Origin of the sequence: Pseudomonas sp. ICBG1301 (assembly GCF_016918385.1) — a bacterium.
Lineage (GTDB): Bacteria > Pseudomonadota > Gammaproteobacteria > Pseudomonadales > Pseudomonadaceae > Aquipseudomonas > Aquipseudomonas palleroniana.
Map to the genome: position 1 here is coordinate 150,623 of NZ_JAEKGB010000011.1, position 23,953 is coordinate 174,575.

The following is a 23,953-nucleotide window of genomic DNA, read 5'->3' on the forward strand; positions in this document are numbered from 1 at the left end:
AAATATTCATGTTAGGCAAATCGAGAATTCGCTGGGTGGAAGTGCATAACGCCCACCTCTCACGGCTCATTCTTGCAAGTTGCATGATTTTGAGAAGTTCAAGTTATTTAACTGGTTGAAATATATAGGATTTATTTTTTTCGGCGACTGGCATGGTGCCTGCACTGTCCTTTTTGGGACTTGTAACACTATTTTTCATGCCTGGAGCTAAACAACAATGATCACATCCTCATCCACGCTGCAAGAATCAAGCACGCTCTCCGGGGTTTCCTGGGGGGCTATCTTTGCCGGGGCCGCAGCTGCCGCAGCACTTTCCCTGATTCTGGTACTGCTGGGCTTCGGCCTGGGGTTCTCGGCGGTTTCGCCGTGGGCCGACAGCGGGATCAGTGCCAAGGGGCTTGGCATTTCTACCATCGTCTGGCTGGCCTTCACCCAGATCGTCGCGTCCGGGCTCGGTGGTTACATCGCCGGTCGGTTGCGGGTGAAGTGGGCCAATATGCACACGGATGAGGTGTACTTTCGCGACACCGCCCATGGTTTCCTGGCCTGGGCCGTCGCGACGCTGATCACCGCAGTGCTGGTGGTCGGCTCGGTCAGCAGCGTCGTCAGCGGCGGTGTCAAAGCCGGTGCGGCGGTTGCCTCGGGTGCCGCCAGCGGCCTGACTCAAGCAGCCGGCGGTGCCGCCAAAGGCGCCAACAGTGGCGACTTCGATTATTACGTCGACAGCCTGTTCCGCGATGACCGCCCAGCCGCCGTCAGCGATGATGCCGCCCATGGCGTGGTTGCACGTATCTTCACCCGCACCCTGAGCAACGACGGCCAACTCGCTCCTGAAGACCGGACCTACCTGGCCCAGTTGATCAGCCAGCGCACCAACCTCAGCCAGGCTGACGCCGAAGCGCGTATCGACAAGGTCTACGGCGATGCCCGCAAAGCCATCGAAGACGCCAAGCTCAAAGCCAAGCAAGCCGCCGACACCGCTGCCAAAGTCGCTGCCTACACGTCGCTGTGGACCTTCATCACGCTGTTGATCGGTGCCTTCTTCGCCAGCTTCGCCGCCACGTTCGGCGGTCGCCGTCGGGATGCCGTGGTGTATGTCGAAACCGAAACCTACGTTCGTTAATTCAAGGAGAACACTCTCATGCGCTCATTACTCTTGTGGTTTCTCGGCGTGCCTATCCCGGTCATCATTCTGATCGCGATCTTCATGCACTGATCGCAGAAATAAAACCGCGCCGGGATATCCCGGCGCGGTTTTTTTTGGCTATAAGAAATGGGCTTTTATACCTGTCAGATTTGACAGTATACGCAGTGTCTCGAAGTTACTACGGTGACAGTTGCCATTTGGGCACTGATCACTCAATGAGGCATTGCCATGAGCCAGACATCCGGAACCATGACTGCTGCAATTAACAATCCGCAAGTAACGCCTTCGAACTATCCGTTCACCGGTGATGCTGATCGCATGATGCTGTATTTCATCGGCAACGATCTGTATTTCTCTTCTTCCGAGCAGCTAGGGCCTGACATCAACGAAGTGCAAGGCTTCGACTTTTGCATCCCGGGGGTGCCCGCCGATGGCGTAATGCACACTTACGACTTAGTGAACGAAGCGACCGGGGTTTTTTGGGCCTCTGAGGGATCCTGGGCGACTCCCTATACCGCTACTGCGGGCAGTATCAGCGTTTCGCTGGACTCAAAAAACAGGCTGTTCGGCACGTTCAACTTTGTCGGCAGCAACGGCAATAAAAGTGTGCAGGTGAGCCGGGGTGCCTTGGATTTGAGCGGCTTTATCACCGAAGTATCCAAATCGGTATCGCGCAAAGTGATGGACACCGGCCATATGATTGGGACCATTGTGGGCGGACCTCTCCCGGACCCTAACTTCAACGCGACGGTGGTCAATATTCAAAAAGTCCAGAGCACTGTTGACTACTGGCAAGTAATAGGTCAGCAGGTGGAAGACGATATTGCTCACACCCGCACCTGGATCTTGATTGTTGTCCCTGTCGGCACTACCGGTACAGAGTTTGACCTCAGCCCCAGCAGCCCGGTGAAGGTGACACTTGGCAGTGTCCCTTCATTAGGTTTTGCTCACGCAGTCAGCGGTAAAATCAGATTTACGTCCATGCCGGCGACGGGGCGCGCAGCGGGCGACATCGACTGCCTGGTGCAAAAAAACCAGGAACCGTCCATCCGGATAAAAGTGAGTTTCGATATCCTCGACACGGTGTAGCGGTCTTGATCATCAAACTCTATGGGTACTGCTGGGCGGCGTTGGGTGTGACCTATAGTGATTGCTGCCTCACTCAAACCGCGCCTTGCCAACAGGCGCGGTTTTTTGCTGTAGGGCGAGCCAACCGCTGAGCAGCAACACACTCGCCGCTGACGTCATGATCACCAGCGGGGTTGAAGTGCCATCCGACAGCAACCCGGTGAGCCAGCTGCCCACGGCCGTCAGGAACATCTGGATAAAGAAGAACAGCCCCGAAGCCGTCCCGGCCACTGCGCCGTAAGGCTGCAACACCGACAGCTGGCAAGCTGGAATCGCCATGCCCACCGACACCATGATCACCACCATCGGCAGCACAATCGCCAACCATTCTCCCGGCAAAACAGAAGTCGCGGTGGCAAGTGTCGCACTGCCGACGATATTCAAGCCGATTGCGGCGCTGATCAACCGGTCGGGTTCGAAACGTTGTACCAGCCGTCGAAACAGGTTCGCGCCGAGCATGTAGCCGCTGATCGTGGCGGCAAACACCAGCGCGTAAGCCGTGGCAGACAAGTGAAAGCCGCGTTGCAGCAAAGCTGACGACTCACTGATGAAAGGAAAGTAGGTGCTGTAGACGCAGCCGATGGCGAGCGAATAGCGCAGGAAATAGCGGTCACGCAGCAGTTGGCCGTAGAGCCGCAACAGATTGCGCGGCGGCGCGGCAGCCACCTCTGCGGGGCGGGTTTCCGGCAAGCGCTGATACACCACCAGAGACAGCGCGGCCCCGATCAACCCGAGCAGCACGAACAGCCCGCGCCAGTTGATCAACGGCAGCAGCAGGCTGCCCAGCACGGGGGCGGCCATCGGCGACACGGCCATGGCCATGGAGATCAAGCCCAGCAGACGTGCCTGCTCCTGGCGGTCGAAGTAGTCGCGCACGATCACCCGGCCGATCACCGTGGTGCAGCATCCGCCCAGGGCCTGGAACAAGCGGGCGATGATCAGCACGCCGAGGTTGTCGGACCCGGCGCAGGCGGCGGTGGCCGCCACATACAGGAACAGGCCGCTCAGCAGCACCGGTCGACGACCGAAGCGGTCGGTCAGCGGGCCGCTGACCAGCAGGGAAATCGCCGAACCCAGGGTGTACAGCGTGAGGGTCAATTGCAATTGGGCGTCGCGGGCCTGGAAATAGTCGGCCATGGCGGGCAGGGCTGGCAGGTGCAGGTCCAGGGTGATGCGCGGCAAGGCGATCAGGAGAGTCAGCAGCACCAGCCAGAATCCCGTGGAGAGGGCGCGTTGTGTCATGGAAAGCCTCGATACCGTTCGTGGAGCCTCGAACTCTACTGGCTTTGTGGTTTAATCCTTTGGGCCACTTATGTATGGAGTGAATGGACCACTTATGAGTCGAGGAAAAGCCGCATCCGCCTTGGACCTGCCGCGTCCCGCCGCCTTGGACGCAGGCAAGCAGCAGGGCGCTTACGATGCGTTGCGTACCGCCATCCTGAACCGGCAACTGCCGGCGGGCAGTCGCTTGCCGTCTACCCGCAGTCTGGCTGAGCGCTGGTTGGTATCGCGTGGCACGCTTGAGGCGGCCTATGAGCGCTTGCAGGGTGAAGGCTACGTGCAGCGGGTGGCCGGCTCGGGCACGCGGGTATGTGCGGTGATCCCCGAACAGTTCATTGCGGCTGCGGCGCCCAGCGCAAGCGCACGCCGTGCGGCGTTGCCTGATCAGCCTGATGCGGTGGTGCAGAGCCACGTGCCTTTCGTGGCACGGCGCCCGGATGCCGGCCTGTTCGACTTGAAAACCTGGGCGCGTTGCCTCTCCCGTGGCTTGCTCCGCGTGGGCCCTGGTGTGCTGGAAGCCGCCCACCTGGCCGGGCTGCCGGCCTTGCGTGAGCAGATCGCCGATTACCTGCGCAGCTATCGCGGCCTGCAATGCGAGGCCGATGAAGTGATCGTCACCACCGGCATTCGCCACGCCCTCGACCTGATCGCCCGCACGCTACTCAAGCCCGGTGACACGGCCTGCGTTGAAGACCCCGGTTACACACCCGCACGTCGCCTGTTCGGCTTGGCGGGTGCACAGGTCAAGGCCGTGCCGGTGACGGCCGAGGGCCTGGATTGCGCGCAACTGCCTTCCACCGCACGCCTGGCCTACGTGACCCCGGCGCACCAGGCGCCGCTGGGCATGACCCTCTCGGTCTCGCGGCGCCTGGCGTTGCTGGACTGGGCCGCCCGCGCCGACGCCTGGGTGATCGAAGACGACTACGACAGCGAGTACAACTACAACAGCGCGCCCCTGGCGGCGCTCAAATCCCTGGATTGCGGCGACCGGGTGCTCTACTGCGGCAGCTTCAACAAGAACCTGTTTCCCGGTTTGCGCGTGGGGTTCATGGTGGTGCCCAAGGCGTTGCGCCCAGCGCTATTGCGCACCCTGCAACTGACCGGGCATTCGGTGGGCGCCACGGATCAGCTGGGGTTGGTGGAGTTGCTTGGCAGCGGTGCCTTTGTGCGTCACCTGCGCGCTTCGCGCCAGGCTTATCAGGCACGGCGCGACGCATTGCTCGCGTGCTTGCCGGACGGCTGCTCAGTGAGTGGCCAGCAGGCCGGGTTGCACTTTGTCTTGTGGTTGCCGCCGGGTGTGGAAGAACAGGACTTTTGTGAGCGGGCCACTGCCGTCGGGTTGGCGCTGCAGCCCTTGGGCAAGTTCTGCGTAGAGGCCAGCCTGCCGCCGGCGGTGATCATCGGCTACACCGCGCTGACCCTGGCGCAGATCCGTTTTCACGGGCGGGTGCTGACAAAGTTGCTGATCGCAACGTGAGTCGGTGTCTGTCGCTCAGTCTTCGAACCCGACCTGTTCATGAATCTCGTCCACCTTCAATTCCAGGCGATACGCCACTGCAATGAACAGCGCCTGGCACAGGCACAAGGTGGCGCTCAACGAGCGGAAGGCGAACGAGGAACCTTCGTTCACCAACAGCACCGTGTTCGCCCGCTTGGCCAGGGGCGAGAGGTTGCTGTCAGTGATGATCAGGGTCTTGGCCTGCTGGTGCTGGGCGATGCGCAGGCAGTGCTGGGTCTCTTTGCCGTAGGGCGTGAAGCTGATGGCGATCACCAGGTCGTTGGCCCGTACGCTGCGCATCTGCTCGCGGTAGCTGCCGCCCAAGCCTGAGATCAGGTGAATGCGCTTGTTGGTGTGCTGCAGGTTGTAGACCAGGTAATCGGCGACGGCGAAGGAACGGCGCACGCCGACCACATAGATATTGTCGGCATTGACCACCAGGTCCACGGCTTTCTCGAACGCCGCGTCATCGAGTTCCAGCCCCAGGCGCTCGATGCCGGACAGCGTGGCGTTGACGCATTCACGTGCCAGGTCGCCGCCGCTGGCTTTCTGCGACTTGTTGGCGATCATGCTGCGGATGCGCTGCTGGTAGTTCTGTACCGGTGTGGTCTTGTGGGTATACGCCTCGCGAAACAGCGCCTGCATCTCACTGAACCCACTGAAGCCGAATCGTTGCGAAAAGCGCACGATGGCGGAGGGGTGCACTTCGCATTCGCGGGCGATATCGCTGATGCGGTCGACCATGATCCGGTCGCGCTGCTGGCTCATGTAGCTGGCAATGCGCTTGAGCTGACGCGGCAGGCTTTCGTATTCGTCGGTGATCAGTTGCAACAGGCGCTCGGCATTGATCGGAGGGCTGGCGAGCGTGGCTTCCAGGGTAGTCTCGGGATCGGTGCGGGACATGGGCAATCCTTCTGGCGTTTTCGTCTGTTGCGCGGGTGGGTGGCGCAAGTCTACAGGGTAGGCGCAAAAAAATACCCCGGCATCACGGCCCGCGCGGCGTGCTGAAACGATGCACGGCGAATGGCGAGCCATTATGTCAGTGTACTGGAAAAAATATTCCACAAAAAATAAATATGGAATAAATATTGATTGCGCTCCCCGGACGTTCTAGTCTGCTCCCACCAAGAGCGTTTGCTGTCGCCACGGCAGTACAACGCAGGCTGATAAAAATAACAGGAGCCAGCATGGGCCAGACTCGTTTTGCCAGTGGGCGTCAATTGGATCTGATTTGCCTCGGGCGCCTGGGCGTCGACCTCTACGCACAGCAAGTGGGCGCGCGGCTTGAGGACGTGTCCAGCTTCGCCAAGTACCTCGGCGGGTCCTCCGCCAATATCGCTTTCGGCACCGCACGCCTGGGGCTCAAGTCGGCGATGCTGAGCCGGGTAGGGGACGACCATATGGGGCGTTTCCTGGTGGAATCCCTGGCCCGTGAGGGCTGCGATGTCAGCGGCATCAAAGTCGATCCTGAACGCCTCACCGCCCTGGTGCTGCTTGGCCTCAAGGACCGGGAAACCTTCCCCCTGGTGTTCTACCGCGAAAACTGCGCAGACATGGCCCTGCGCGCCGAAGACATCAGCGAAGCCTTTATTGCCTCCAGCAAAGCCCTGCTGATCACCGGTACGCATTTCTCCACCGATGGCGTGTACAAGGCCAGCATCCAGGCGCTGGACTATGCCGCCAGGCACAACGTCAAGCGCGTGTTGGACATTGACTACCGCCCGGTGCTGTGGGGCCTGGCCGGCAAGGCGGACGGTGAAACCCGTTTTGTCGCCGACCAGAATGTCAGCCAGCACGTGCAGAAAATCCTGCCGCGTTTTGACCTGATCGTGGGCACCGAAGAAGAGTTCCTGATCGCCGGTGGCAGTGAGGACTTGCTGAGCGCCCTGCGCAACGTGCGCGAACTGACCCCGGCCACCCTGGTGGTCAAGCTCGGCCCGCAGGGCTGCACGGTGATCCACGGCGCCATCCCGGCGCGACTGGAAGACGGTGCGATCTACCCCGGTGTGCGCGTGGAAGTGCTCAATGTGCTGGGCGCCGGCGATGCGTTTATGTCGGGCTTCCTCAGCGGTTGGCTGAACGATGCGGGCGATGAGCGTTGCAGCCAGTTGGCCAATGCCTGCGGCGGCCTGGTGGTGTCGCGCCATGCCTGTGCTCCGGCGATGCCCACGCCTGCCGAACTGGATTACCTGTTCAACAGTCCGGTGCCCATCACGCGGCCGGATCAGGACGTCACCCTGCAACGCCTGCATCGCGTCACGGTGCCGCGCAAGGTCTGGAAGCCGTTGTTCGTGTTTGCGTTCGACCATCGCTGGCAATTGGTCGACCTGGCGCAAAAGGGCGGGCAGGATCCGGCGCGCATCAGCGATATCAAGCAACTGTTTATCCAGGCCATCGAACGGGTGGAGAAAAAACTTGGCGAGCAGGGCGTCGAGGCCGATGTGGGCCTGCTGGCCGACCAGCGTTTTGGCCAGGATGCGCTCAACGCCGCCAGCGGTCGCGGCTGGTGGATCGCGCGCCCAGTGGAAGTACAGAACTCGCGACCCCTGGCGTTCGAGCATGGGCGTTCGGTCGGCAGCAACTTGATCGCCTGGCCTCAGGAGCAAATCATCAAGTGCCTGGTGCAATTTCATCCGGACGACGAGCCGCTGCTGCGCCTGGAACAGGAAGCGCAACTCAAGGCGCTGTACGAGGCCTCGCTGGTCAGCGGCCATGAACTGCTGCTGGAGGTCATCCCGCCCAAGGATCATCCATCCCCTTACCCGGAGGTGCTGTATCGCAGCCTCAAGCGCCTGTACAACCTGGGCATCTACCCGGCGTGGTGGAAGATCGAGGCGCAGTCGGCCGAGGACTGGAAAAAGCTCGATGAACTGATTCAAGAGCGCGACCCTTACTGCCGTGGCGTGGTGCTGCTGGGCCTGAACGCGTCGGCGCAATGCCTGGCCGATGGCTTCCAGCAGGCCAGCCACAGCACCACCTGCCGTGGTTTCGCCGTGGGCCGTACGATCTTCCAGGAGCCGAGCCAGGCGTGGATGGCGGGGGAGATCGATGACGAGACCCTGATCCAGCGTGTGCAGGCGACGTTCGAGCAGCTGATCAACGCCTGGCGCAGTTCCCGAACCTGATCACAATTCCAAATATGCAATGCAATCAAATGTGGGAGGGGGCTTGCTCCCGATGGCGGTGGTTCAGCTATAGAAGTTTTGCCTGATTCACCGCCATCGGGAGCAAGCCCCCTCCCACATAAAAGCAGATCTCAGCGATACCTGAAAAATAAAAAAGGTGCAGCCATGCCCGCAATCCGAATTGGCATCAACCCGATCTCCTGGAGCAACGACGACCTGCCGGCCCTGGGCGGTGAGACTCCCTTGAGCACCGCCCTCAGCGAAGGCAAGGACATCGGCTACGAAGGATTTGAACTCAACGGCAAATTTCCCAAGGACGCCAAGGGCGTCGGCGATGTGTTGCGCCCCTATGACCTGGCGCTGGTCTCCGGCTGGTACTCCAGCCGTCTGGCGCGGCGTTCGGTGGCCGAAGAAATCGAAGCCATCGCCGGCCATGTCGAGCTGCTCAAACAGAACGGCGCCAAGGTGCTGGTGTATGGCGAAGTCGCCGACTCCATCCAGGGTTCGCGTGTGCGCCTGATCGAGCGCCCGCGGCTGCACAGCGAGCAAGCCTGGCAGGCATACGCCGACAAACTCACTAAATTGGCGCGTTTCACCCTGTCTCAGGGGGTGCGGTTGGCCTACCACCACCATATGGGCGCCTACGTCGAGTCTCCCGAAGACATCGACCAGCTGATGCGCCGCACAGGCCCTGAAGTCGGCCTGCTGTTCGACTCCGGCCATTGCTACATGGGCGGTGGCGAACCCATCGAGGTGCTGCGCAAACACATCGACCGCATCTGCCACGTGCATTTCAAGGACGTGCGCAAAGCGGTGGTGCAACTGGCGCGCAACCAGATGTGGAGCTTTCCCGATTGCATCGTCAACGGCACCTTCACGGTGCCGGGTGACGGCGATATCGATTTTGCCGAATTGCTCGATGTGCTGCTGGCCGCGAACTACCAGGGCTGGCTGGTGGTGGAGGCCGAGCAGGACCCGGCCGTGGCGCCCAGCTATATCTACGCCAAAAAGGGTTATGACACCTTGCGTGCACTTCTCGACGAGAGGGTTTGAGTGATGAGCTTGCTGGTCAAAAGCAGCAAATGCGGACAAACCATGGTGGCCCTGGAAGCCGGTCGCCTGGAGTACGTGGGTTTTTCCGCTTACCGCCTGAGCCTGGGCGAAACCCTGCCGGTCAGCGCCGGGGATAACGAGCTGTGCCTGGTGCTGCTCAGTGGCCGGGTCGATATCCAGGGCGAGGGCTTCAACTGGCAGAACCTCGGTGATCGCCAGTCGGTGTTCGAGGAGAAGTCTCCGTTCGCCGCTTACCTGCCGCCCGGCACCGAGGCCCAGGTGACGGCGTTGAGCGATGTGCAAATCGCCGTTTGCGCCGCGCCCGGTGCACCGGGTTTCGAACCGCGCCTGATCCGCCCCGAACAGTGCAAGCGCAGCGTGCGCGGCAAGGGCGCCAACACCCGCTATGTCTGTGACATCCTGCCCGACAGCGAGCCGGCGCATTCGCTGCTGGTGGTGGAAGTGCGCACGCCGTCCGGGCATTCGTCGAGCTACCCGCCGCACAAGCATGACACCGACGACCTGCCGCGCCAGAGCTTTCTCGAAGAAACCTACTACCACCAGATCAACCCGCCCCAGGGCTTCGTGTTCCAGCGCGTCTACACCGATGACCGCAGTATCGACCAGGCCATGGCCGTGGAAAACAGTGACCTGGTGGTGGTGCCCAAGGGCTATCACCCGGTCAGCGTACCGTATGGCTATGAGTCCTATTACCTGAACGTGATGGCCGGCCCCAAGCGTGCCTGGCATTTCCATAACGACCCGCAGCACAGCTGGCTGCTGGACCTTTAAGGGGCGCTTCATGACCACAACCCGACTGACCATGGCCCAGGCCCTGGTGAAGTTCCTGGATAACCAATACATCGAAGTCGATGGCGTGCAGAGCAAGTTTGTCGCCGGGGTGTTCACGATTTTCGGCCACGGCAATGTGCTCGGCCTGGGCCAGGCCCTGGAGCAGGACAGCGGCGACCTGGTGGTGCATCAGGGGCGCAACGAGCAAGGCATGGCCCACGCTGCCATCGGTTTTGCCAAGCAGCACCTGCGCTGCAAGATCTACGCGTGTACGGCGTCCGTGGGCCCGGGTGCGGCGAATATGCTGACCGCCGCCGCGACGGCCACCGCCAACCGCATCCCGTTGTTGCTGTTGCCCGGCGATGTGTATGCCAGTCGCCAGCCCGACCCGGTGTTGCAACAGATCGAGCAGTTCCATGACTTGAGCATCAGCACCAACGACGCCTTCCGTTCCGTGAGCAAGTACTGGGACCGTATCAACCGCCCCGAGCAATTGATGACGGCGGCCATTCACGCCATGCGCGTGCTCACCGACCCGGCCGAAACCGGCGCGGTCACCCTGGCACTGCCCCAGGATGTGCAGGGCGAAGCCTGGGACTATCCCGATTATTTCCTGCAAAAGCGCGTGCATCGCCTCGAGCGTCGCCCGGCCACCACGGCGATGATCGAGGATGCCGTGGCGGCGTTCCGGAGCAAGCGCAAGCCGCTGATCATCTGCGGTGGCGGGGTGCGTTACTCCGGTGCGAATGCTGCGCTGCAAGCCTTTGCCGAACGTTTTGATATTCCCTTCGCCGAAACCCAGGCCGGCAAGAGCGCCGTGATCTCCAGCCATCCGCTGAACGTCGGTGGCCTGGGGGAAACCGGTTGCCTGGCGGCCAACCTGCTGGCGCCGCAAGCGGACCTGATCATTGGCGTCGGCACCCGTTACACCGACTTCACCACCTCGTCAAAGTCGCTGTTCAAACATGCCGAGGTGACGTTCCTCAACCTCAATATCAGCCCCTGTGACGCGTTGAAACTCGATGGCGTGCAAGTGCTGGCGGATGCACAAGTCGCCCTTGACGCGCTGGCCGATGCGCTGGGGGATTATCGCGCCGGTTGGGGCGAGCAGATCCACGAGGCCAAGGCACTGTTCGACGCCGAGGTCGACCGTGTGCACCAGGTGGAATATCAGGGCGACGACTTCGTGCCTGAGGTCGATGACCGCCTGGACCGTGCGGTGCTGCGTGAATTTATCGAGCTGACCGGCTCCTGCCTGACCCAGAGCCGCGTGCTCGGCGTGTTGAACCAGACCCTGGCCGACGACGCGATCATCGTCGCCGCCGCCGGCAGCCTGCCCGGCGACTTGCAGCGCGCCTGGCGCAGCAAGGGCGTCAACACTTACCACGTCGAGTACGGCTATTCGTGCATGGGCTACGAGGTCAACGCCGCCCTGGGCGCGAAGCTGGCCGAGCCAAGCCGGGAGGTCTATGCACTGGTGGGCGATGGCTCCTACCTGATGCTGCATTCGGAGCTCGCCACCTCGATTCAGGAGCGGCGCAAAATCAACGTGGTGCTGTTCGACAACATGGCCTTCGGTTGCATCAACAACCTGCAGCTCGGCAATGGCATGGACAGCTTCGGCACGGAATTTCGCTTTCGCAACCCCGACAGCGGCAAGCTCGATGGTGGGTTGGTGCCGGTGGACTTCGCCATGAGTGCGGCGGCATATGGCTGCAAGACTTACAAGGTCAGCACGCTGGAGCAACTGGAGGCGGCCTTGGCCGATGCGCGTACGCAGACCGTCTCGACGCTGATCGACATCAAGGTACTGCCCAAGACCATGGTGCATGGCTACCTGTCGTGGTGGCGGGTGGGCGTGGCGCAGGTCTCCACCAGTGAGCGCACGAATGCGGCGGCGAAAAAACTCAATGAACAGCTGGCCAAGGCCCGGCAGTACTAATAACAAGAGGAATGAATCTATGTCGTTGAAGCTTGGAGTGATCGGTACGGGTGCCATCGGCCGGGACCATATCCGTCGTTGCAGCCAGACCCTGCTCAACAGCCAGGTGGTGGCAGTCACCGACATCAACCTTGCGCAAGCCGCCCAGGTGGTGGCGGACTTGAAGCTGGACGCCGAGGTATACCCGGACGGCCATGCGCTGATCGCCTCACCGCAGGTCGAGGCGGTGCTGGTGACGTCCTGGGGGCCGAGCCACGAAGAGTTCGTGCTGGCGGCCATCGCCGCCGGCAAGCCGGTGTTCTGCGAGAAACCCCTGGCAGTGACGGCCGCGGGCTGCCGCAGGATCGTCGACGCCGAAGTGGCATACGGCAAGCGCCTGGTGCAGGTCGGTTTCATGCGCCCGTATGACGAAGGCTATCGCGCCCTCAAGGCCGTGATCGACAGCGGCCGGATCGGCGAGCCCTTGATGTTGCACTGCGCGCACCGCAACCCGAAGGTCGGCGAGAACTACAAGACCGACATGGCGATCACCGACACGTTGATCCACGAGCTGGATGTACTGCGCTGGTTGCTCAACGACGATTACGTCTCGGTGCAAGTGGTGTTCCCACGCAAGTCGAGCAAGGCGTTGGCCCACCTGCGCGACCCGCAGATCGTGCTGCTGGAAACCGCCAAGGGCACGCGCATCGATGTGGAAGTGTTCGTGAACTGCCAATACGGCTATGACATCCAGTGCGAAGTGGTGGGGGAGACCGGCATCGCCAAACTGCCGGAGCCGTCCCAGGTGCAATTGCGCAGTGAGGCGAAACTCTCGAATGCGATTCTGATGGATTGGAAAGACCGGTTTATCGCGGCCTACGACGTGGAGCTGCAAGCCTTCATCGATGGCGTGCGCGCCGGCCAGGTGGGCGGGCCTTCCGCGTGGGATGGGTTTGCGGCGGCGGTGGCGGCGGACGCCTGTATCGAGGCGCAGGGCAGTGAGCAGATTGTGAAAGTCAGTCTCCCTGAGCGCCCGCACTTCTACGGCTGAGCGCAAATGTGGGAGGGGCGGTGCGACGATTCGACTTGCTCCCGATAGGCCGCGCAGCGGCCTCAAAAATGGGCCTGCTACGCAGTCCATCGGGAGCAAGCCCCCTCCCACAGGTTCGCTCTAAATCGCTTAACTGACCGGCATTAGGGCAAGCCCGCTCCCACATTTGGATGGGGTTGGCCGTTCAAGAAGGAGTTGAAGCATGCGAATTGGACTAGTCGGCTACGGCCACGGCGGGCGATTCTTTCATGCGCCGCTGATTGCCACACTGCCAGGGGCCACCTTTGTCGGGGTGGTGACACGCTCAGCGGAACGTCGGCAGCAATTGAACGGCGACCATCCCGGGGTGAAGGCGTTTGACAACATTGGTCAGATCGTCGAAGCGGGTGTCGACGCGCTGGTCATTTCGACCACGCTCAAGGGCCGCCCGGCGCTGGTACTGGAGGCCATCGAACACGGTGTCGCGGTGGTCAGCGACAAACCCTTCGCCGCCAATGCCGAGCAGGCCCAGGCGCTGATTACCGCCGCCGAACGCCAGGGCTCGCTGTTAAGCGTCTATCAGAACCGGCGGTGGGATTCGGACTACCTGACCCTGCGCAAGCTCATCGATGCCGGTGCCCTGGGCGAGATCACCCGGTTTGAATCCCGGGTCGAACGCTACAGCCCGCAAGCGGTGGGCAATGCCAGTGGCGGTGGCTGGCTGCGGGATCTGGGCAGCCACTTGGTGGACCAGGCGCTGCAACTGTTCGGCCCGGTGGACCGGGTGTTTGCACAGCTGCAGTTCAGCCGCGACTACCCCAGCCTCGACCACGGGTTTTTTGTCAGCCTGACCCACGCCAATGGCGTGATTTCCCATTTATGGGGCAGTGCGCTGCAAAACAGCCAGGCGCCGCGCTTTCGGGTGAGTGGTACCGGAGGGTGTTACACCGTGGACGGGCTGGACGGCCAGGAAGAAGCCTTGATGGCCGGCAAGTCACCGAAAACCGAAGGTGAGCATTGGGGCGCTGAAGAGCACCGACGCTGGGGTTGGTTCGAGCAGGGGCCGGAACGCGAGCGCGTGCCGTCGGAGAAAGGCTGCTGGACCGAGTTCTATCGTCAGTTGCAGCGCGCCGTGCAAGGCCAGGGCCCGCTGCCGGTGGAGGCCTGTGACGCGCTGGAAACCACCCGTATATTGGACGCCGCACGCCTGAGCGCCGAGCGCCAGCAGGTGGTTTCAATAAAAATGGAATAAAATTCCAAAATATATTGATATAGAAATTATTTTCCAATAAAGTCTTTTCCAGGTTGCAAAAAGTACGTTCGAACCCGATTCGCACGACTCAACAAAAACAAGATCAAAAACAACCAGGTACCGTCAGATGAAAATCTTCAACGCTGTACTGCGAGTTTTACGCCCCGCCTTTGCGTCACGCGGTCTGCCCCGCCCCCGTCCGTTTTACTTCTCTTTCCTGAATGTGCTGTGCGTCGAAAACCAGGGCGCGCTGGTGTGCTGCATTCCCGGCGCACCGGTGGTCCGACTGCCCGCCGAGCTCTGATCAACGCAACGTCCAGAAAACCAACAAAAAAATGTGGAGACAGACCGTTCATGAAGACCCCGATCCGTTTTACCGCGCTGGCCCTGTCCATGCTGCTGACCAGCGGCTTTGCCGCGGCCGCCGATCTCAAGATCGGCGTAACCATGTCGCAGTTCGATGACGCCTACCTGACCACTGTGCGCGAGTACATGCTCAAGCAGGCCAGTTCCTATCCCAAGGGCGATGGTGTGCAACTGCAATTCGAAGACGCCCGCGCCGACGTGGTCAAGCAACTGAGCCAGGTCGAGAACTTCATCAGCCAGAAAGTCGACGCCATTATCGTCAACCCGGTCGACACCGCCTCCACGGCAAGAATCAGCAAGGAGGCAACCGAAGCCGGCATCCCGTTGGTCTACGTCAACCGCCGGCCGGATCAGAAAGATCTGCCCAAAGGGGTCGCGGCCGTGACGTCGAATGATGAAGAGGCCGGCCGCATGCAGATGCAGTACATCGCCGACAAATTGGGCGGCAAGGGCACGATCGTGATCCTGCTCGGCGACCTGGCGAACAACTCCACCACCAACCGCACCAAGGGCGTCAAGGAAGTCCTGGCCAAGTATCCGGGTATCAAGATCGAGCAGGAACAGACCGGCGCCTGGCTGCGCGACAGGGGCATGACGCTGGTCAGCGACTGGCTGACCCAGGGCCGTGCGTTCAACGCGGTGATTTCCAACAACGATGAAATGGCGATTGGCGCCGCCATGGCCTTGAAATCGGTGGGGACCAAGCCGGGCAGCGTATTGATCGCGGGTGTCGATGGTACGCAGGACGGTTTGAACGCGGTGGCCAAGGGTGACCTGGCCATGTCGGTGTTCCAGGACGCCAAAGGCCAAGGGGACGGCGCGGTAGAAGCAGCACGCAAGATGGCCAAAGGCGAAACGATCGAACAGAACATTGTCATCCCGTTCAAGCCGATCACCGCCGACAACGTCAAGGACTTCAAGTAGCCCTGGTATAACAACAATAAGCCGGTAGGGCGGTCTCGGCCGTCCTGCAGATGGAGTACTTTTCTATGCTCGCTCAAGCGACCGCTTCGCAGCCTCCGGGTATCCAGCCTGTCGAACCGCAAGAACCCTACCTGTTGGAGATCGTCAACGTCAGCAAAGGCTTTCCCGGTGTCGTGGCCCTGGCCGATGTGCAACTGCGGGTGCGCCCAGGTACGGTGCTGGCGCTGATGGGGGAGAACGGTGCGGGTAAGTCGACGCTGATGAAAATCATCGCCGGGATCTATCAGCCGGACGCCGGCCAGATTCGCCTGCGGGGCAAGCCGGTCAAGTTCGAAACGCCCCTGGCGGCGCAGAAGGCCGGGATCGCGATGATCCACCAGGAGCTCAACCTGATGCCGCACATGAGCATCGCCGAGAATATCTGGATCGGGCGCGAGCAGCTCAACAGCCTGCACATGGTCAACCACCGCGAAATGCATCGCTGCACGGCGCAGTTGCTGGAGCGCTTGCGGATCAACCTGGACCCCGAGGAACAGGTGGGCAACCTGAGCATCGCCGAACGGCAGATGGTCGAGATCGCCAAGGCGGTGTCCTACGACTCTGACATCCTGATCATGGACGAACCAACCTCGGCGATTACCGACAAGGAAGTCGCGCACCTGTTTTCGATCATTGCCGACCTCAAGTCCCAGGGCAAAGGCATTGTCTATATCACGCACAAAATGAACGAAGTGTTTGCCATCGCCGATGAAGTGGCGGTGTTCCGTGACGGCCAGTACATCGGTTTGCAACGTGCCGACAGCATGAACAGCGACAGCCTGATCTCGATGATGGTCGGCCGTGAATTGAGCCAGTTGTTCCCGGTGCGCGAGACACCGATCGGCGAGTTGTTGCTCTCGGTACGCGACCTGAGGCTGGACGGCGTATTCAAGAATGTCTCGTTCGACCTGCACGCCGGTGAAATCCTCGGTATTGCCGGGCTGATGGGCTCGGGGCGCACCAACGTCGCAGAGACCCTTTTCGGTATTACCCCAAGCGACGGCGGGCAGATCACCCTTGATGGCAAGGCGGTCCGCATCACGGACCCGCACATGGCTATTGAAAAAGGCTTCGCGCTGCTGACCGAAGACCGCAAGCTCAGCGGTCTGTTTCCGTGCCTGTCGGTGCTGGAAAACATGGAAATGGCGGTGCTGCCGCATTATTCGGGTAATGGCTTTATCCAGCAAAAGGCCCTGCGCGCGCTGTGCGAAGACATGTGCAAGAAGCTGCGGGTGAAAACCCCCTCCCTTGAGCAGTGCATCGACACCTTGTCCGGCGGCAACCAGCAGAAGGCCCTGTTGGCGCGCTGGCTGATGACCCACCCAAGGCTGCTGATTCTCGATGAGCCCACTCGCGGCATCGACGTAGGCGCCAAGGCCGAGATCTATCGCTTGATTGCCTTCCTCGCCAGCGAAGGCATGGCGGTGATCATGATTTCCTCGGAACTGCCCGAAGTGCTGGGCATGAGCGACCGGGTGATGGTGATGCACGAAGGCGAACTGATGGGCACCCTGGACCGTGCGGATGCGACCCAGGAAAAAGTCATGCAGCTGGCTTCCGGTATGACGGCAGTCCACTGACGCAAGCATAAGAAGGTGATTGGCTATGAATGCGATAACAGAAAACAAACCGGCCACGGCCCCGGCCAAGAACCGTCGACGCCTGCCCACCGAGCTGAGCATTTTGCTGGTGCTGATCGGCATCGGGTTGGTGTTCGAACTGTTTGGCTGGATCGTGCGCGACCAGAGTTTCCTGATGAACTCCCAGCGCCTGGTGCTGATGATCCTGCAGGTGTCGATCATCGGTCTGCTGGCGATTGGCGTGACCCAGGTGATCATCACCACCGGTATTGATTTGTCCTCGGGCTCGGTGTTGGCACTGTCGGCGATGATCGCCGCCAGCCTGGCGCAGACGTCCGATTTTTCCCGAGCAGTGTTTCCCAGCCTGACGGATCTGCCGGTCTGGATTCCGGTGGCGATGGGGCTGGGCGTGGGGCTGCTGGCGGGGGCGATCAACGGCAGTATCATCGCCGTCACCGGTATCCCGCCGTTCATTGCCACCCTGGGCATGATGGTTTCGGCCCGTGGCCTGGCGCGTTACTACACGGAAGGCCAGCCGGTGAGCATGCTGTCGGATTCGTACACCGCAATCGGCCATGGCGCCATGCCGGTGATCATCTTCCTGGTGGTCGCGGTGATCTTCCATATTGCCCTGCGCTATACCAAATATGGCAAGTACACCTATGCCATCGGCGGCAACATGCAGGCGGCGCGTACCTCGGGTATCAACGTCAAGCGTCATCTGATCATTGTCTACAGCATTGCCGGTCTGCTTGCCGGGCTGGCCGGTGTGGTGGCCTCGGCACGCGCCGCCTCCGGCCAGGCCGGCATGGGTATGTCCTACGAGCTGGATGCGATTGCCGCCGCTGTGATCGGCGGCACCAGCCTGACGGGCGGGGTAGGGCGCATTACCGGTACGGTGATCGGCGCACTGATCCTCGGCGTAATGGCCAGCGGCTTTACCTTTGTGGGCGTGGATGCGTATATCCAGGACATCATCAAGGGCCTGATCATCGTGGTGGCGGTCGTCATCGATCAATACCGCAACAAGCGCAAGCTCAAGCGCTGACGCGCAGCCGCAAGTCATGAGCCACAAGCGGCAAGCCGAGCTTTACAGCTTGTCGCTTGCAGCTTGCGGCTTATAGCTGTTTCACGAACTTTCCTGCTATAAACGCACTCCGATGACCATTCTCCGAGCCCGTCCTGATGCTTCTGGGGGTTATCTCGGAAAAATTGCCTGTCTTTTCAGTTGCTGCGCTCTCAAGTCGGCCTTAGACTGCCGCCCCTCGTAAATTGAGTGCCGGGTGGCGCTTGGAATGGATGGCGCCCTTCCGAGACCTGCAGAGGTCGACCGGAACGCTCCCTTATTCGCCTTAATGCACGTATTTTTTATAGAGAAATCAATGACAAAGGAAAAGTTGCTGGCCATGCCGGCAGATGACTACATGAATGCCGAACAGCACGCTTTTTTCGAGCAGATGCTGCAAGACATGAAAGTGGAACACCACGCGCGCATTGAACAGAACCGCATCGCCATTGAAAGCCTGGACACCCCGGCCGACCCGGCTGACGCCGCTTCCGTTGAAGAAGAGCGCACCTGGCTGGTAAACGCCATCGACCGCGACCAGCGCATGCTGCCGCAACTTGAGCGCGCCCTTGAGCGTATCAAGGAAGATTCCTTCGGTTGGTGTGATGACAGCGGCGAGCCTATCGGCCTCAAGCGCCTGCTGATCAGCCCGACCACCAAGTACTGCATCGAAGCGCAAGAGCGCCACGAGCAGATCGACAAGCACCAGCGTCAAGCCTGATGCGGTGAGCGGGGGGCCGTCCCGTCGGCTCCCCCGAGAAATATCCGTTACACCCTGGTTATTGATCTACTGCAGGTTCTCCCACTAAAGGCCCATGGATAATGGCTCGATAGTGGCGTTTAATGCAGAAACAATAACGACAAGCAGCGGGGTAACGACGATGGCTGGAGACGGATCTCTGATGGGCGCATCAGTGCCGCCGCACACGGTGACGCGCGCGCTCCCCGGCTGGCTGACGCCATTTTTGCAGAGCACTGCCCTGGTGCTGGTACTGCTGGGCCTGGCGTTCGCCGGTTTGCCGATATACCTCTGCCTACCGCTGGCCTTGCTGGTCATCTGGCTGCCTTCCCTCAAATCTCGTACACCACGAGTGGCACCGGCCCAGGCCGACGATGCGATAGGCGAGCTGACCCGCGATCTGTCCTATACCACCAGTCATAACGCGCTTTCCGCTGCGGGCGTGGCCTATTCGGTCAAGCAACTGGCGGCGCGGGTGCAGTCGCAGTTGGGGGCCGCCAGGCAGATCGTCAGCAGTGCCGAAGTGATGATCGGCACCGAGAAGGTGACCGCACAACTCAGCCGTCAGGCCCTGGAGGCGGCCAGCCAGGCCCACCAACGCAGCACCGAAGGTCGTGAAGTGCTGGCTGAGTCGATCACCCGCATGCGCCAACTCAGCCAGCGCGCCAATGCCAGCCGCGAGCTGATCGAGGCGTTGAGCCAGCGCAGTGAAGAGATCCAGCGCGTGACCCTGGTGATCCAATCCATCGCCAGCCAGACCAACCTGTTGGCCTTGAATGCGGCGATTGAAGCCGCGCGTGCCGGTGAGCATGGGCGTGGATTTGCCGTGGTGGCCGATGAAGTGCGCGGCCTGGCCGGGCGTACGGCCTCCGCCACCGATGAAGTCGGCGTGATGGTTGCCGATATCCAGCAGCGCACCGCCCAGGTGGTGGAGCAGATTCGTCAGTTGTCGGCGGACCTGCACATCGGCGTCGAGCGGGTGGAGCAGGCCGGCGATCAGTTGGAAAGCATCGCCAGCCTGGCCGCGGGTGTGGAAGGGCAGGTCAATGAAATTGCCCAAGGCACCGATACCAACCAGGCGCAACTCGACAGCCTGTTCCATGCCGTGGAACAGATGCGCAGCGATTTGTCGGAAAGCGATCAGCAAACCCGCCAGTTGGCCGAGGTTGCCGTGCAAATGGAAGGCCAGGCTGAAACGATCAGCGAGCGCCTGGCGCAAGTCGGGCTGGACGACTATCACCAGCGTATCTATGACCTGGCCCGAGAAGGTGCCGCGCGCATTGCCGAACAGTTCGAGGCCGATATCCAGCAGAATCGCATCAGCCTGGAGGACTTGTTCGACCGCAGCTATACCCCGATCCCGAATACCAGCCCGAGCAAGTACCACACGCGTTTTGACGGTTACACCGATCAGGTGCTGCCGGCGATCCAGGAAGCCCTGCTACCGCGCCATGAAGGACTGGTGTTTGCCATCGCCTGTACGCCTCAAGGTTACGTGCCGACCCACAACAAGGCGTTTTCCCACGCCCTGACCGGCGATGCCCAGGTCGACGCGGTGCAGAATCGCACCAAGCGCAAGTTTGATGACCGTACGGGGATTCGTTGTGGCAGCCATCAACAAGCCGTGTTGTTGCAAACCTACACGCGTGACACCGGCGAACTGATGCACGATTTGTCGGTGCCGATCATGGTCATGGGCCGGCATTGGGGCGGCTTGCGCCTGGGCTACAAACCCGAAGCCGAGAAGCCCCATCGCCAGTGATTGTTGCGGTTTATGCAACGCAGCTATTCCGGGGATAGCTTTTTCCTACTGGCAGAAAACCGTAGCATGCTGAACATTGTTAGCCAGCTAACTAATGCGACGGAGAAGCTCCATGCAAAACAAAGTCGATGTGGCGGTGATGATCGGCAGCGGCGTGCCTGCCACCCTGCGTGAGCTGGGCCAGAAGGCTTGCTGGGTGGTATTGCTCAATGGCGAGCAACGCGGCACGGCGTTCGCCAGCCGCGATGAAGCAGAGGAGTGCAGGGCTGCCTGGCAAGCGTTGATGAACCTGGAAAAGTCAGACAGCCTGCACTGAGGCGTGCATTATTGCGGTTGATGCAGGCGCTGGTTCAGTTCATCCACCGGGATCGCCCAATCGGCGTCCTCGCGCAGTTCTTCCTTGAGAAATTGCGCTTGTTGCGGCGTCCAGAACGGGGCGTCGATCAATTTCACGTCGTCAGGCAGCGGATGGGCGGCGATGAATGCGTCGATGGCTTGCGGCGTCGAGTCCAGGCCCAGTTGTTCGAACAGGGTTTCAAGAGTGGGGATAGGCGCGTCCATTGTGGGTTCTCCATGCAGGATGAGGGTCGTTGTGCATGTGAGGCTTTGGCCCCGGCAGAGTTCTATCGGATTATCCTCAATGGAGCGTGCGCGAATCCAAGGCAGCCCTGAGGGCTGTGTACGCCGTGCCGGTCGGTCATCCCTGCGTCGCAACAATCCCGGCCTGAAAGGCTTGCAGCCCGGCCTCAAGCTGTTTGGCCAACTCACAGGCCTGGATATGGTCGCTGCGAAAGCCTTTGACTCTGCCGCTGGTGACTTCAAGAATATGAAAAAAGTTCTTTCCGGCCGGAACCACCTGATAAAGGACCGAATTCAAGTACCCATCGGGGTTGTGCAGGCAGTAGTATTGGCGCCCATCATGACATGTTGAACGAATGCGCGAAGACGTAGCGTCGTGTTGAGGTCGGTTCATCGTCAGCTCCTGTCGCTCGATCATGTTGACCCATCAGCAGCGTTTCGGGTGGTTTTGTTCGGTGTTGCTGTTTTAGTATTGTCGCCGGCAGTCCACGCCTGGTTCCATGCTCGAGTCTTTTCTTTTGTGTCAGGTGTCAGAAACTGCGTTTTTAATAAGGTTATTCTCTGAAGTTGGTCGACCCGTATTCTCGGGTTGTTGAACCTGTGATCTGCTGTGGTACCGGATGGCCCTTGCACAAGGTCTGTCGCGCCCATCTGTACGAGTCTTATGGCGCCCCAGCGGGGTCTCTTCAGTTTTTTGACGAATGTGTGATCGCGCCGTAACGGCCGTTTTTTTGTGCTGCCCGCTTCAGCGGACAGCGCCTTTTTGATGTGGGGGCGTTTCCTTGGCAGTCAGTAATCTGGATATGCACGCGTTATTCGTGCTGGGTGATTTGCGCGCAAAGTTGGTCAAGCAGTTTCAATCCCGTTTTGTTTATGTCACTGAACAGACGCCGGAAGGTATTTATATCGCCGAGATCGATACCGAAGCGGCAATGGTCGTGGACGATAAACCACGCCTGGAACTCAAGGTCGGCGACCATTTTCGCGCAGCCGTATTGCCCAGCCGTGAAGGTGGCAAGTTCGAACTCAAGTTTCGCGATATCAAGTTGACGGTGTACGGCTTGGGCGATTATGCGTTTGTCTCCTCGCCCGAAGGCCAGGGCATTCTGTTCAAGGAAGGCCACAGCGTGATGCTGGTGTTTGCCGCCAATGAGCAACTGCAGGAAGGCCTGACCAAAACCCTCAAGGCCGTGACCGGCAAGGCCGCCAAGTGGCGCAAGGGTGAACTGGTGACCTTCAAGGCCAGTGAGTAACCCTGAACACGCTGTGTATCTTGCTCTTTTGGAACCTCTACTACAGTTGAGTTGACTTAACTATTCAGAGGCTTCGCGCATTGGCAGCAAAGCCGCCCGCTATGGCTGCGAAAATGCGAGGTGAAGGCATGAAAGGATTGAAATCGCTGTTGGCAGCGTCCCTGACGACCTTGAGTCTGTCGCTGGCCTCGGTGCCGGTATCCGCCGCCCAGGCACCGGTGCATTTTGCCGACCTGAATTGGGAAAGCGGCAGCCTGATCACTGAGGTGCTGCGTTTTATCGTCGAGAAGGGCTACGACCTGCCCACCGACACCTTGCCCGGTACCACCATCACCCTGGAAACCGCCCTGGCGAAAAACGATATCCAGGTGATCGGCGAAGAGTGGGCCGGCCGCAGTCCCGTATGGATCAAGGCTGAGGCTGAAGGCAAGGTGCTGGGCCTGGGCGATACGGTCAGGGGCGCCACGGAAGGTTGGTGGGTGCCGGAATACGTGATCAAGGGCGATCCCGCCAAAGGTCTCAAGCCCCTGGCGCCGGACCTCAAGACCGTGCAGGACCTGGCGCGCTACAAAGAGGTGTTCAAGGACCCTGAGTCACCCGGCAAAGGGCGCTTTCTCAACAGCCCGATCGGCTGGACCTCGGAGGTGGTCAACGCACAAAAGCTCAAGGCGTATGGCCTGGCCGATAGTTATGTGAATTTCCGCAGCGGTTCGGGGGCGGCACTGGACGCCGAGATCGCCTCGTCGATTCGTCGCGGCAAGCCGGTGCTGTTCTACTACTGGTCGCCAACGCCCCTGATGGGGCGTTACAAGCTGATCCAGCTGGAGGAACCGGCGTTTGATGCCGAGGCCTGGAAGACCCTGACCGACGCGGACAACCCCAACCCACGTCCAACGCGTTCGCTGGCGTCCAAGTTGAGCATTGGCGTGTCGACGCCGTTCCAGAAAGAACATCCGCAGATCGCGGAGTTTTTTACCAAGGTGCAGTTCCCCATCGACCCGCTGAACAAAGCCTTGGCGACCATGAGCGAAAACCACACGCCACCCCGGGAAGTGGCCCAGGCGTTTCTCAAGGCGCATCCCGAAGTGTGGAAGGCGTGGGTGACGGATGATGTGGCGAGCAAAGTCGAGGCAAGCCTGAAATAACGACATGCGCTGCAGCCGAATGGCGATCCAGATGTGGGGGAGCTTGTGCACCAAACTCTGTAGTGAGCGGGCTTGCCCCGCGCTGGGTGGCGCAGCCGCCCCAAACCCGGGCGCCTCGGTCTTTCAGAAACACCACGGCGTCCTTGTTGGGGCGGCTGCGCCACCCAGCGCGGGTGTAGAACCGTAGACATCGTTTACATCTGAAACCGGGGACATCGTTTACACATTTGAAGCTTGGACGCGAGTCATTCCCCGTCCAAGCCTCCCCAAGGG

At 60.6% G+C, this 23,953-nt stretch carries 22 protein-coding genes; 18 read left to right on the top strand and 4 right to left on the bottom strand.

Features of this window, described 5'->3' with window-relative positions; translation table 11 throughout:
- Window positions 1-217: 217 nt before the first annotated feature.
- Entirely contained in the window at window positions 218-1,123 is a 906-nt protein-coding gene (locus JBE38_RS23540) for a hypothetical protein (protein ID WP_060757181.1), read from the top strand.
- A 252-nt stretch (window positions 1,124-1,375) separates the two neighbouring features.
- Window positions 1,376-2,236: a hypothetical protein gene (locus JBE38_RS23545; protein ID WP_205345238.1), complete on the top strand. Its 861-nt coding sequence runs from the start codon at window positions 1,376-1,378 to the stop codon at window positions 2,234-2,236.
- 69 nt (window positions 2,237-2,305) lie between these two features.
- Here JBE38_RS23545 and JBE38_RS23550 read toward each other — a convergent pair whose 3' ends face one another.
- Window positions 2,306-3,517 carry a multidrug effflux MFS transporter gene (locus tag JBE38_RS23550; protein ID WP_205345239.1) on the bottom strand — a complete coding sequence of 404 codons (1,212 nt, stop codon included), beginning with the start codon at window positions 3,515-3,517 and terminating at the stop codon, window positions 2,306-2,308.
- Window positions 3,518-3,611: 94 nt separating this feature from the next.
- On the opposite strand from JBE38_RS23550, the gene pdxR reads away from it, so the two are divergent.
- Entirely contained in the window at window positions 3,612-5,033 is a 1,422-nt protein-coding gene (gene pdxR / locus JBE38_RS23555) for a MocR-like pyridoxine biosynthesis transcription factor PdxR (protein WP_205345240.1), read from the top strand.
- A 15-nt stretch (window positions 5,034-5,048) separates the two neighbouring features.
- Here the strand turns inward: pdxR and JBE38_RS23560 are convergent, their stop codons facing one another.
- Complete coding sequence (locus JBE38_RS23560) at window positions 5,049-5,957, bottom strand: MurR/RpiR family transcriptional regulator (RefSeq protein ID WP_060757178.1); 909 nt, start codon at window positions 5,955-5,957, stop codon at window positions 5,049-5,051.
- A gap of 284 nt (window positions 5,958-6,241) precedes the next feature.
- On the opposite strand from JBE38_RS23560, the gene JBE38_RS23565 reads away from it, so the two are divergent.
- The 13 genes from JBE38_RS23565 to JBE38_RS23625 all read left to right on the top strand — a co-directional run bounded on the left by JBE38_RS23565 (window position 6,242) and on the right by JBE38_RS23625 (window position 21,019).
- Entirely contained in the window at window positions 6,242-8,179 is a 1,938-nt protein-coding gene (locus JBE38_RS23565; protein WP_205345241.1) for a bifunctional 5-dehydro-2-deoxygluconokinase/5-dehydro-2-deoxyphosphogluconate aldolase, read from the top strand.
- A 165-nt stretch (window positions 8,180-8,344) separates the two neighbouring features.
- Entirely contained in the window at window positions 8,345-9,232 is an 888-nt protein-coding gene (iolE, locus tag JBE38_RS23570) for a myo-inosose-2 dehydratase (RefSeq protein WP_205345242.1), read from the top strand.
- Between the two features lie 3 nt (window positions 9,233-9,235).
- Window positions 9,236-10,024 (top strand): 5-deoxy-glucuronate isomerase, encoded by a 789-nt coding sequence (gene iolB / locus JBE38_RS23575; protein ID WP_205345243.1) that lies wholly within the window; start codon window positions 9,236-9,238, stop codon window positions 10,022-10,024.
- A 10-nt stretch (window positions 10,025-10,034) separates the two neighbouring features.
- Window positions 10,035-11,966 carry a 3D-(3,5/4)-trihydroxycyclohexane-1,2-dione acylhydrolase (decyclizing) gene (iolD, locus tag JBE38_RS23580; protein WP_205345244.1) on the top strand — a complete coding sequence of 644 codons (1,932 nt, stop codon included), beginning with the start codon at window positions 10,035-10,037 and terminating at the stop codon, window positions 11,964-11,966.
- A 19-nt stretch (window positions 11,967-11,985) separates the two neighbouring features.
- Window positions 11,986-12,996 (top strand): Gfo/Idh/MocA family protein, encoded by a 1,011-nt coding sequence (locus JBE38_RS23585; RefSeq protein WP_090371581.1) that lies wholly within the window; start codon window positions 11,986-11,988, stop codon window positions 12,994-12,996.
- A 202-nt stretch (window positions 12,997-13,198) separates the two neighbouring features.
- The gene (locus JBE38_RS23590) at window positions 13,199-14,227 is read left to right on the top strand and encodes a Gfo/Idh/MocA family protein (protein ID WP_205345245.1); all 1,029 of its coding nucleotides are present in this window, start codon (window positions 13,199-13,201) and stop codon (window positions 14,225-14,227) included.
- A 127-nt stretch (window positions 14,228-14,354) separates the two neighbouring features.
- Window positions 14,355-14,531 (top strand): hypothetical protein, encoded by a 177-nt coding sequence (locus tag JBE38_RS23595; protein ID WP_162843538.1) that lies wholly within the window; start codon window positions 14,355-14,357, stop codon window positions 14,529-14,531.
- A 50-nt stretch (window positions 14,532-14,581) separates the two neighbouring features.
- Entirely contained in the window at window positions 14,582-15,517 is a 936-nt protein-coding gene (locus JBE38_RS23600; protein WP_090371577.1) for a sugar ABC transporter substrate-binding protein, read from the top strand.
- 65 nt (window positions 15,518-15,582) lie between these two features.
- Complete coding sequence (locus JBE38_RS23605) at window positions 15,583-17,136, top strand: sugar ABC transporter ATP-binding protein (RefSeq protein WP_205345246.1); 1,554 nt, start codon at window positions 15,583-15,585, stop codon at window positions 17,134-17,136.
- Window positions 17,137-17,161: 25 nt separating this feature from the next.
- Window positions 17,162-18,184 carry an ABC transporter permease gene (locus JBE38_RS23610; protein ID WP_060757169.1) on the top strand — a complete coding sequence of 341 codons (1,023 nt, stop codon included), beginning with the start codon at window positions 17,162-17,164 and terminating at the stop codon, window positions 18,182-18,184.
- Between the two features lie 334 nt (window positions 18,185-18,518).
- Window positions 18,519-18,923 (top strand): TraR/DksA family transcriptional regulator, encoded by a 405-nt coding sequence (locus JBE38_RS23615; RefSeq protein WP_060757168.1) that lies wholly within the window; start codon window positions 18,519-18,521, stop codon window positions 18,921-18,923.
- A gap of 544 nt (window positions 18,924-19,467) precedes the next feature.
- Window positions 19,468-20,703 (top strand): methyl-accepting chemotaxis protein, encoded by a 1,236-nt coding sequence (locus JBE38_RS23620; RefSeq protein WP_446731253.1) that lies wholly within the window; start codon window positions 19,468-19,470, stop codon window positions 20,701-20,703.
- Window positions 20,704-20,815: 112 nt separating this feature from the next.
- Complete coding sequence (locus tag JBE38_RS23625) at window positions 20,816-21,019, top strand: hypothetical protein (protein WP_060757166.1); 204 nt, start codon at window positions 20,816-20,818, stop codon at window positions 21,017-21,019.
- 8 nt (window positions 21,020-21,027) lie between these two features.
- Here the strand turns inward: JBE38_RS23625 and JBE38_RS23630 are convergent, their stop codons facing one another.
- Both JBE38_RS23630 and JBE38_RS23635 read right to left on the bottom strand, forming a co-directional pair.
- Window positions 21,028-21,264 carry a DUF2789 domain-containing protein gene (locus tag JBE38_RS23630; protein WP_060757165.1) on the bottom strand — a complete coding sequence of 79 codons (237 nt, stop codon included), beginning with the start codon at window positions 21,262-21,264 and terminating at the stop codon, window positions 21,028-21,030.
- 136 nt (window positions 21,265-21,400) lie between these two features.
- A complete protein-coding gene (locus JBE38_RS23635) occupies window positions 21,401-21,676 on the bottom strand; it encodes a hypothetical protein (protein WP_060757164.1) in 276 nt (91 codons plus the stop codon).
- Between the two features lie 409 nt (window positions 21,677-22,085).
- Here JBE38_RS23635 and JBE38_RS23640 point away from each other — a divergent pair, with 409 nt between their 5' ends.
- Window positions 22,086-22,535 carry a hypothetical protein gene (locus JBE38_RS23640; RefSeq protein ID WP_198761970.1) on the top strand — a complete coding sequence of 150 codons (450 nt, stop codon included), beginning with the start codon at window positions 22,086-22,088 and terminating at the stop codon, window positions 22,533-22,535.
- 128 nt (window positions 22,536-22,663) lie between these two features.
- Window positions 22,664-23,680 (top strand): ABC transporter substrate-binding protein, encoded by a 1,017-nt coding sequence (locus JBE38_RS23645; RefSeq protein ID WP_205345248.1) that lies wholly within the window; start codon window positions 22,664-22,666, stop codon window positions 23,678-23,680.
- Window positions 23,681-23,953: the final 273 nt, after the last annotated feature.

What these genes read in the sequence shown, in the direction of transcription:
- JBE38_RS23540 (WP_060757181.1), top strand. Translation starts at nt 218, where the DNA reads ATGATCACATCCTCATCCACGCTGCAAGAATCAAGCACGCTCTCCGGG.
- JBE38_RS23545 (WP_205345238.1), top strand. Translation starts at nt 1,376, where the DNA reads ATGAGCCAGACATCCGGAACCATGACTGCTGCAATTAACAATCCGCAA.
- JBE38_RS23550 (WP_205345239.1), bottom strand. Translation starts at nt 3,517, where the DNA reads ATGACACAACGCGCCCTCTCCACGGGATTCTGGCTGGTGCTGCTGACT.
- pdxR (WP_205345240.1), top strand. Translation starts at nt 3,612, where the DNA reads ATGAGTCGAGGAAAAGCCGCATCCGCCTTGGACCTGCCGCGTCCCGCC.
- JBE38_RS23560 (WP_060757178.1), bottom strand. Translation starts at nt 5,957, where the DNA reads ATGTCCCGCACCGATCCCGAGACTACCCTGGAAGCCACGCTCGCCAGC.
- JBE38_RS23565 (WP_205345241.1), top strand. Translation starts at nt 6,242, where the DNA reads ATGGGCCAGACTCGTTTTGCCAGTGGGCGTCAATTGGATCTGATTTGC.
- iolE (WP_205345242.1), top strand. Translation starts at nt 8,345, where the DNA reads ATGCCCGCAATCCGAATTGGCATCAACCCGATCTCCTGGAGCAACGAC.
- iolB (WP_205345243.1), top strand. Translation starts at nt 9,236, where the DNA reads ATGAGCTTGCTGGTCAAAAGCAGCAAATGCGGACAAACCATGGTGGCC.
- iolD (WP_205345244.1), top strand. Translation starts at nt 10,035, where the DNA reads ATGACCACAACCCGACTGACCATGGCCCAGGCCCTGGTGAAGTTCCTG.
- JBE38_RS23585 (WP_090371581.1), top strand. Translation starts at nt 11,986, where the DNA reads ATGTCGTTGAAGCTTGGAGTGATCGGTACGGGTGCCATCGGCCGGGAC.
- JBE38_RS23590 (WP_205345245.1), top strand. Translation starts at nt 13,199, where the DNA reads ATGCGAATTGGACTAGTCGGCTACGGCCACGGCGGGCGATTCTTTCAT.
- JBE38_RS23595 (WP_162843538.1), top strand. Translation starts at nt 14,355, where the DNA reads ATGAAAATCTTCAACGCTGTACTGCGAGTTTTACGCCCCGCCTTTGCG.
- JBE38_RS23600 (WP_090371577.1), top strand. Translation starts at nt 14,582, where the DNA reads ATGAAGACCCCGATCCGTTTTACCGCGCTGGCCCTGTCCATGCTGCTG.
- JBE38_RS23605 (WP_205345246.1), top strand. Translation starts at nt 15,583, where the DNA reads ATGCTCGCTCAAGCGACCGCTTCGCAGCCTCCGGGTATCCAGCCTGTC.
- JBE38_RS23610 (WP_060757169.1), top strand. Translation starts at nt 17,162, where the DNA reads ATGAATGCGATAACAGAAAACAAACCGGCCACGGCCCCGGCCAAGAAC.
- JBE38_RS23615 (WP_060757168.1), top strand. Translation starts at nt 18,519, where the DNA reads ATGACAAAGGAAAAGTTGCTGGCCATGCCGGCAGATGACTACATGAAT.
- JBE38_RS23620 (WP_446731253.1), top strand. Translation starts at nt 19,468, where the DNA reads ATGATCGGCACCGAGAAGGTGACCGCACAACTCAGCCGTCAGGCCCTG.
- JBE38_RS23625 (WP_060757166.1), top strand. Translation starts at nt 20,816, where the DNA reads ATGCAAAACAAAGTCGATGTGGCGGTGATGATCGGCAGCGGCGTGCCT.
- JBE38_RS23630 (WP_060757165.1), bottom strand. Translation starts at nt 21,264, where the DNA reads ATGGACGCGCCTATCCCCACTCTTGAAACCCTGTTCGAACAACTGGGC.
- JBE38_RS23635 (WP_060757164.1), bottom strand. Translation starts at nt 21,676, where the DNA reads ATGAACCGACCTCAACACGACGCTACGTCTTCGCGCATTCGTTCAACA.
- JBE38_RS23640 (WP_198761970.1), top strand. Translation starts at nt 22,086, where the DNA reads ATGCACGCGTTATTCGTGCTGGGTGATTTGCGCGCAAAGTTGGTCAAG.
- JBE38_RS23645 (WP_205345248.1), top strand. Translation starts at nt 22,664, where the DNA reads ATGAAAGGATTGAAATCGCTGTTGGCAGCGTCCCTGACGACCTTGAGT.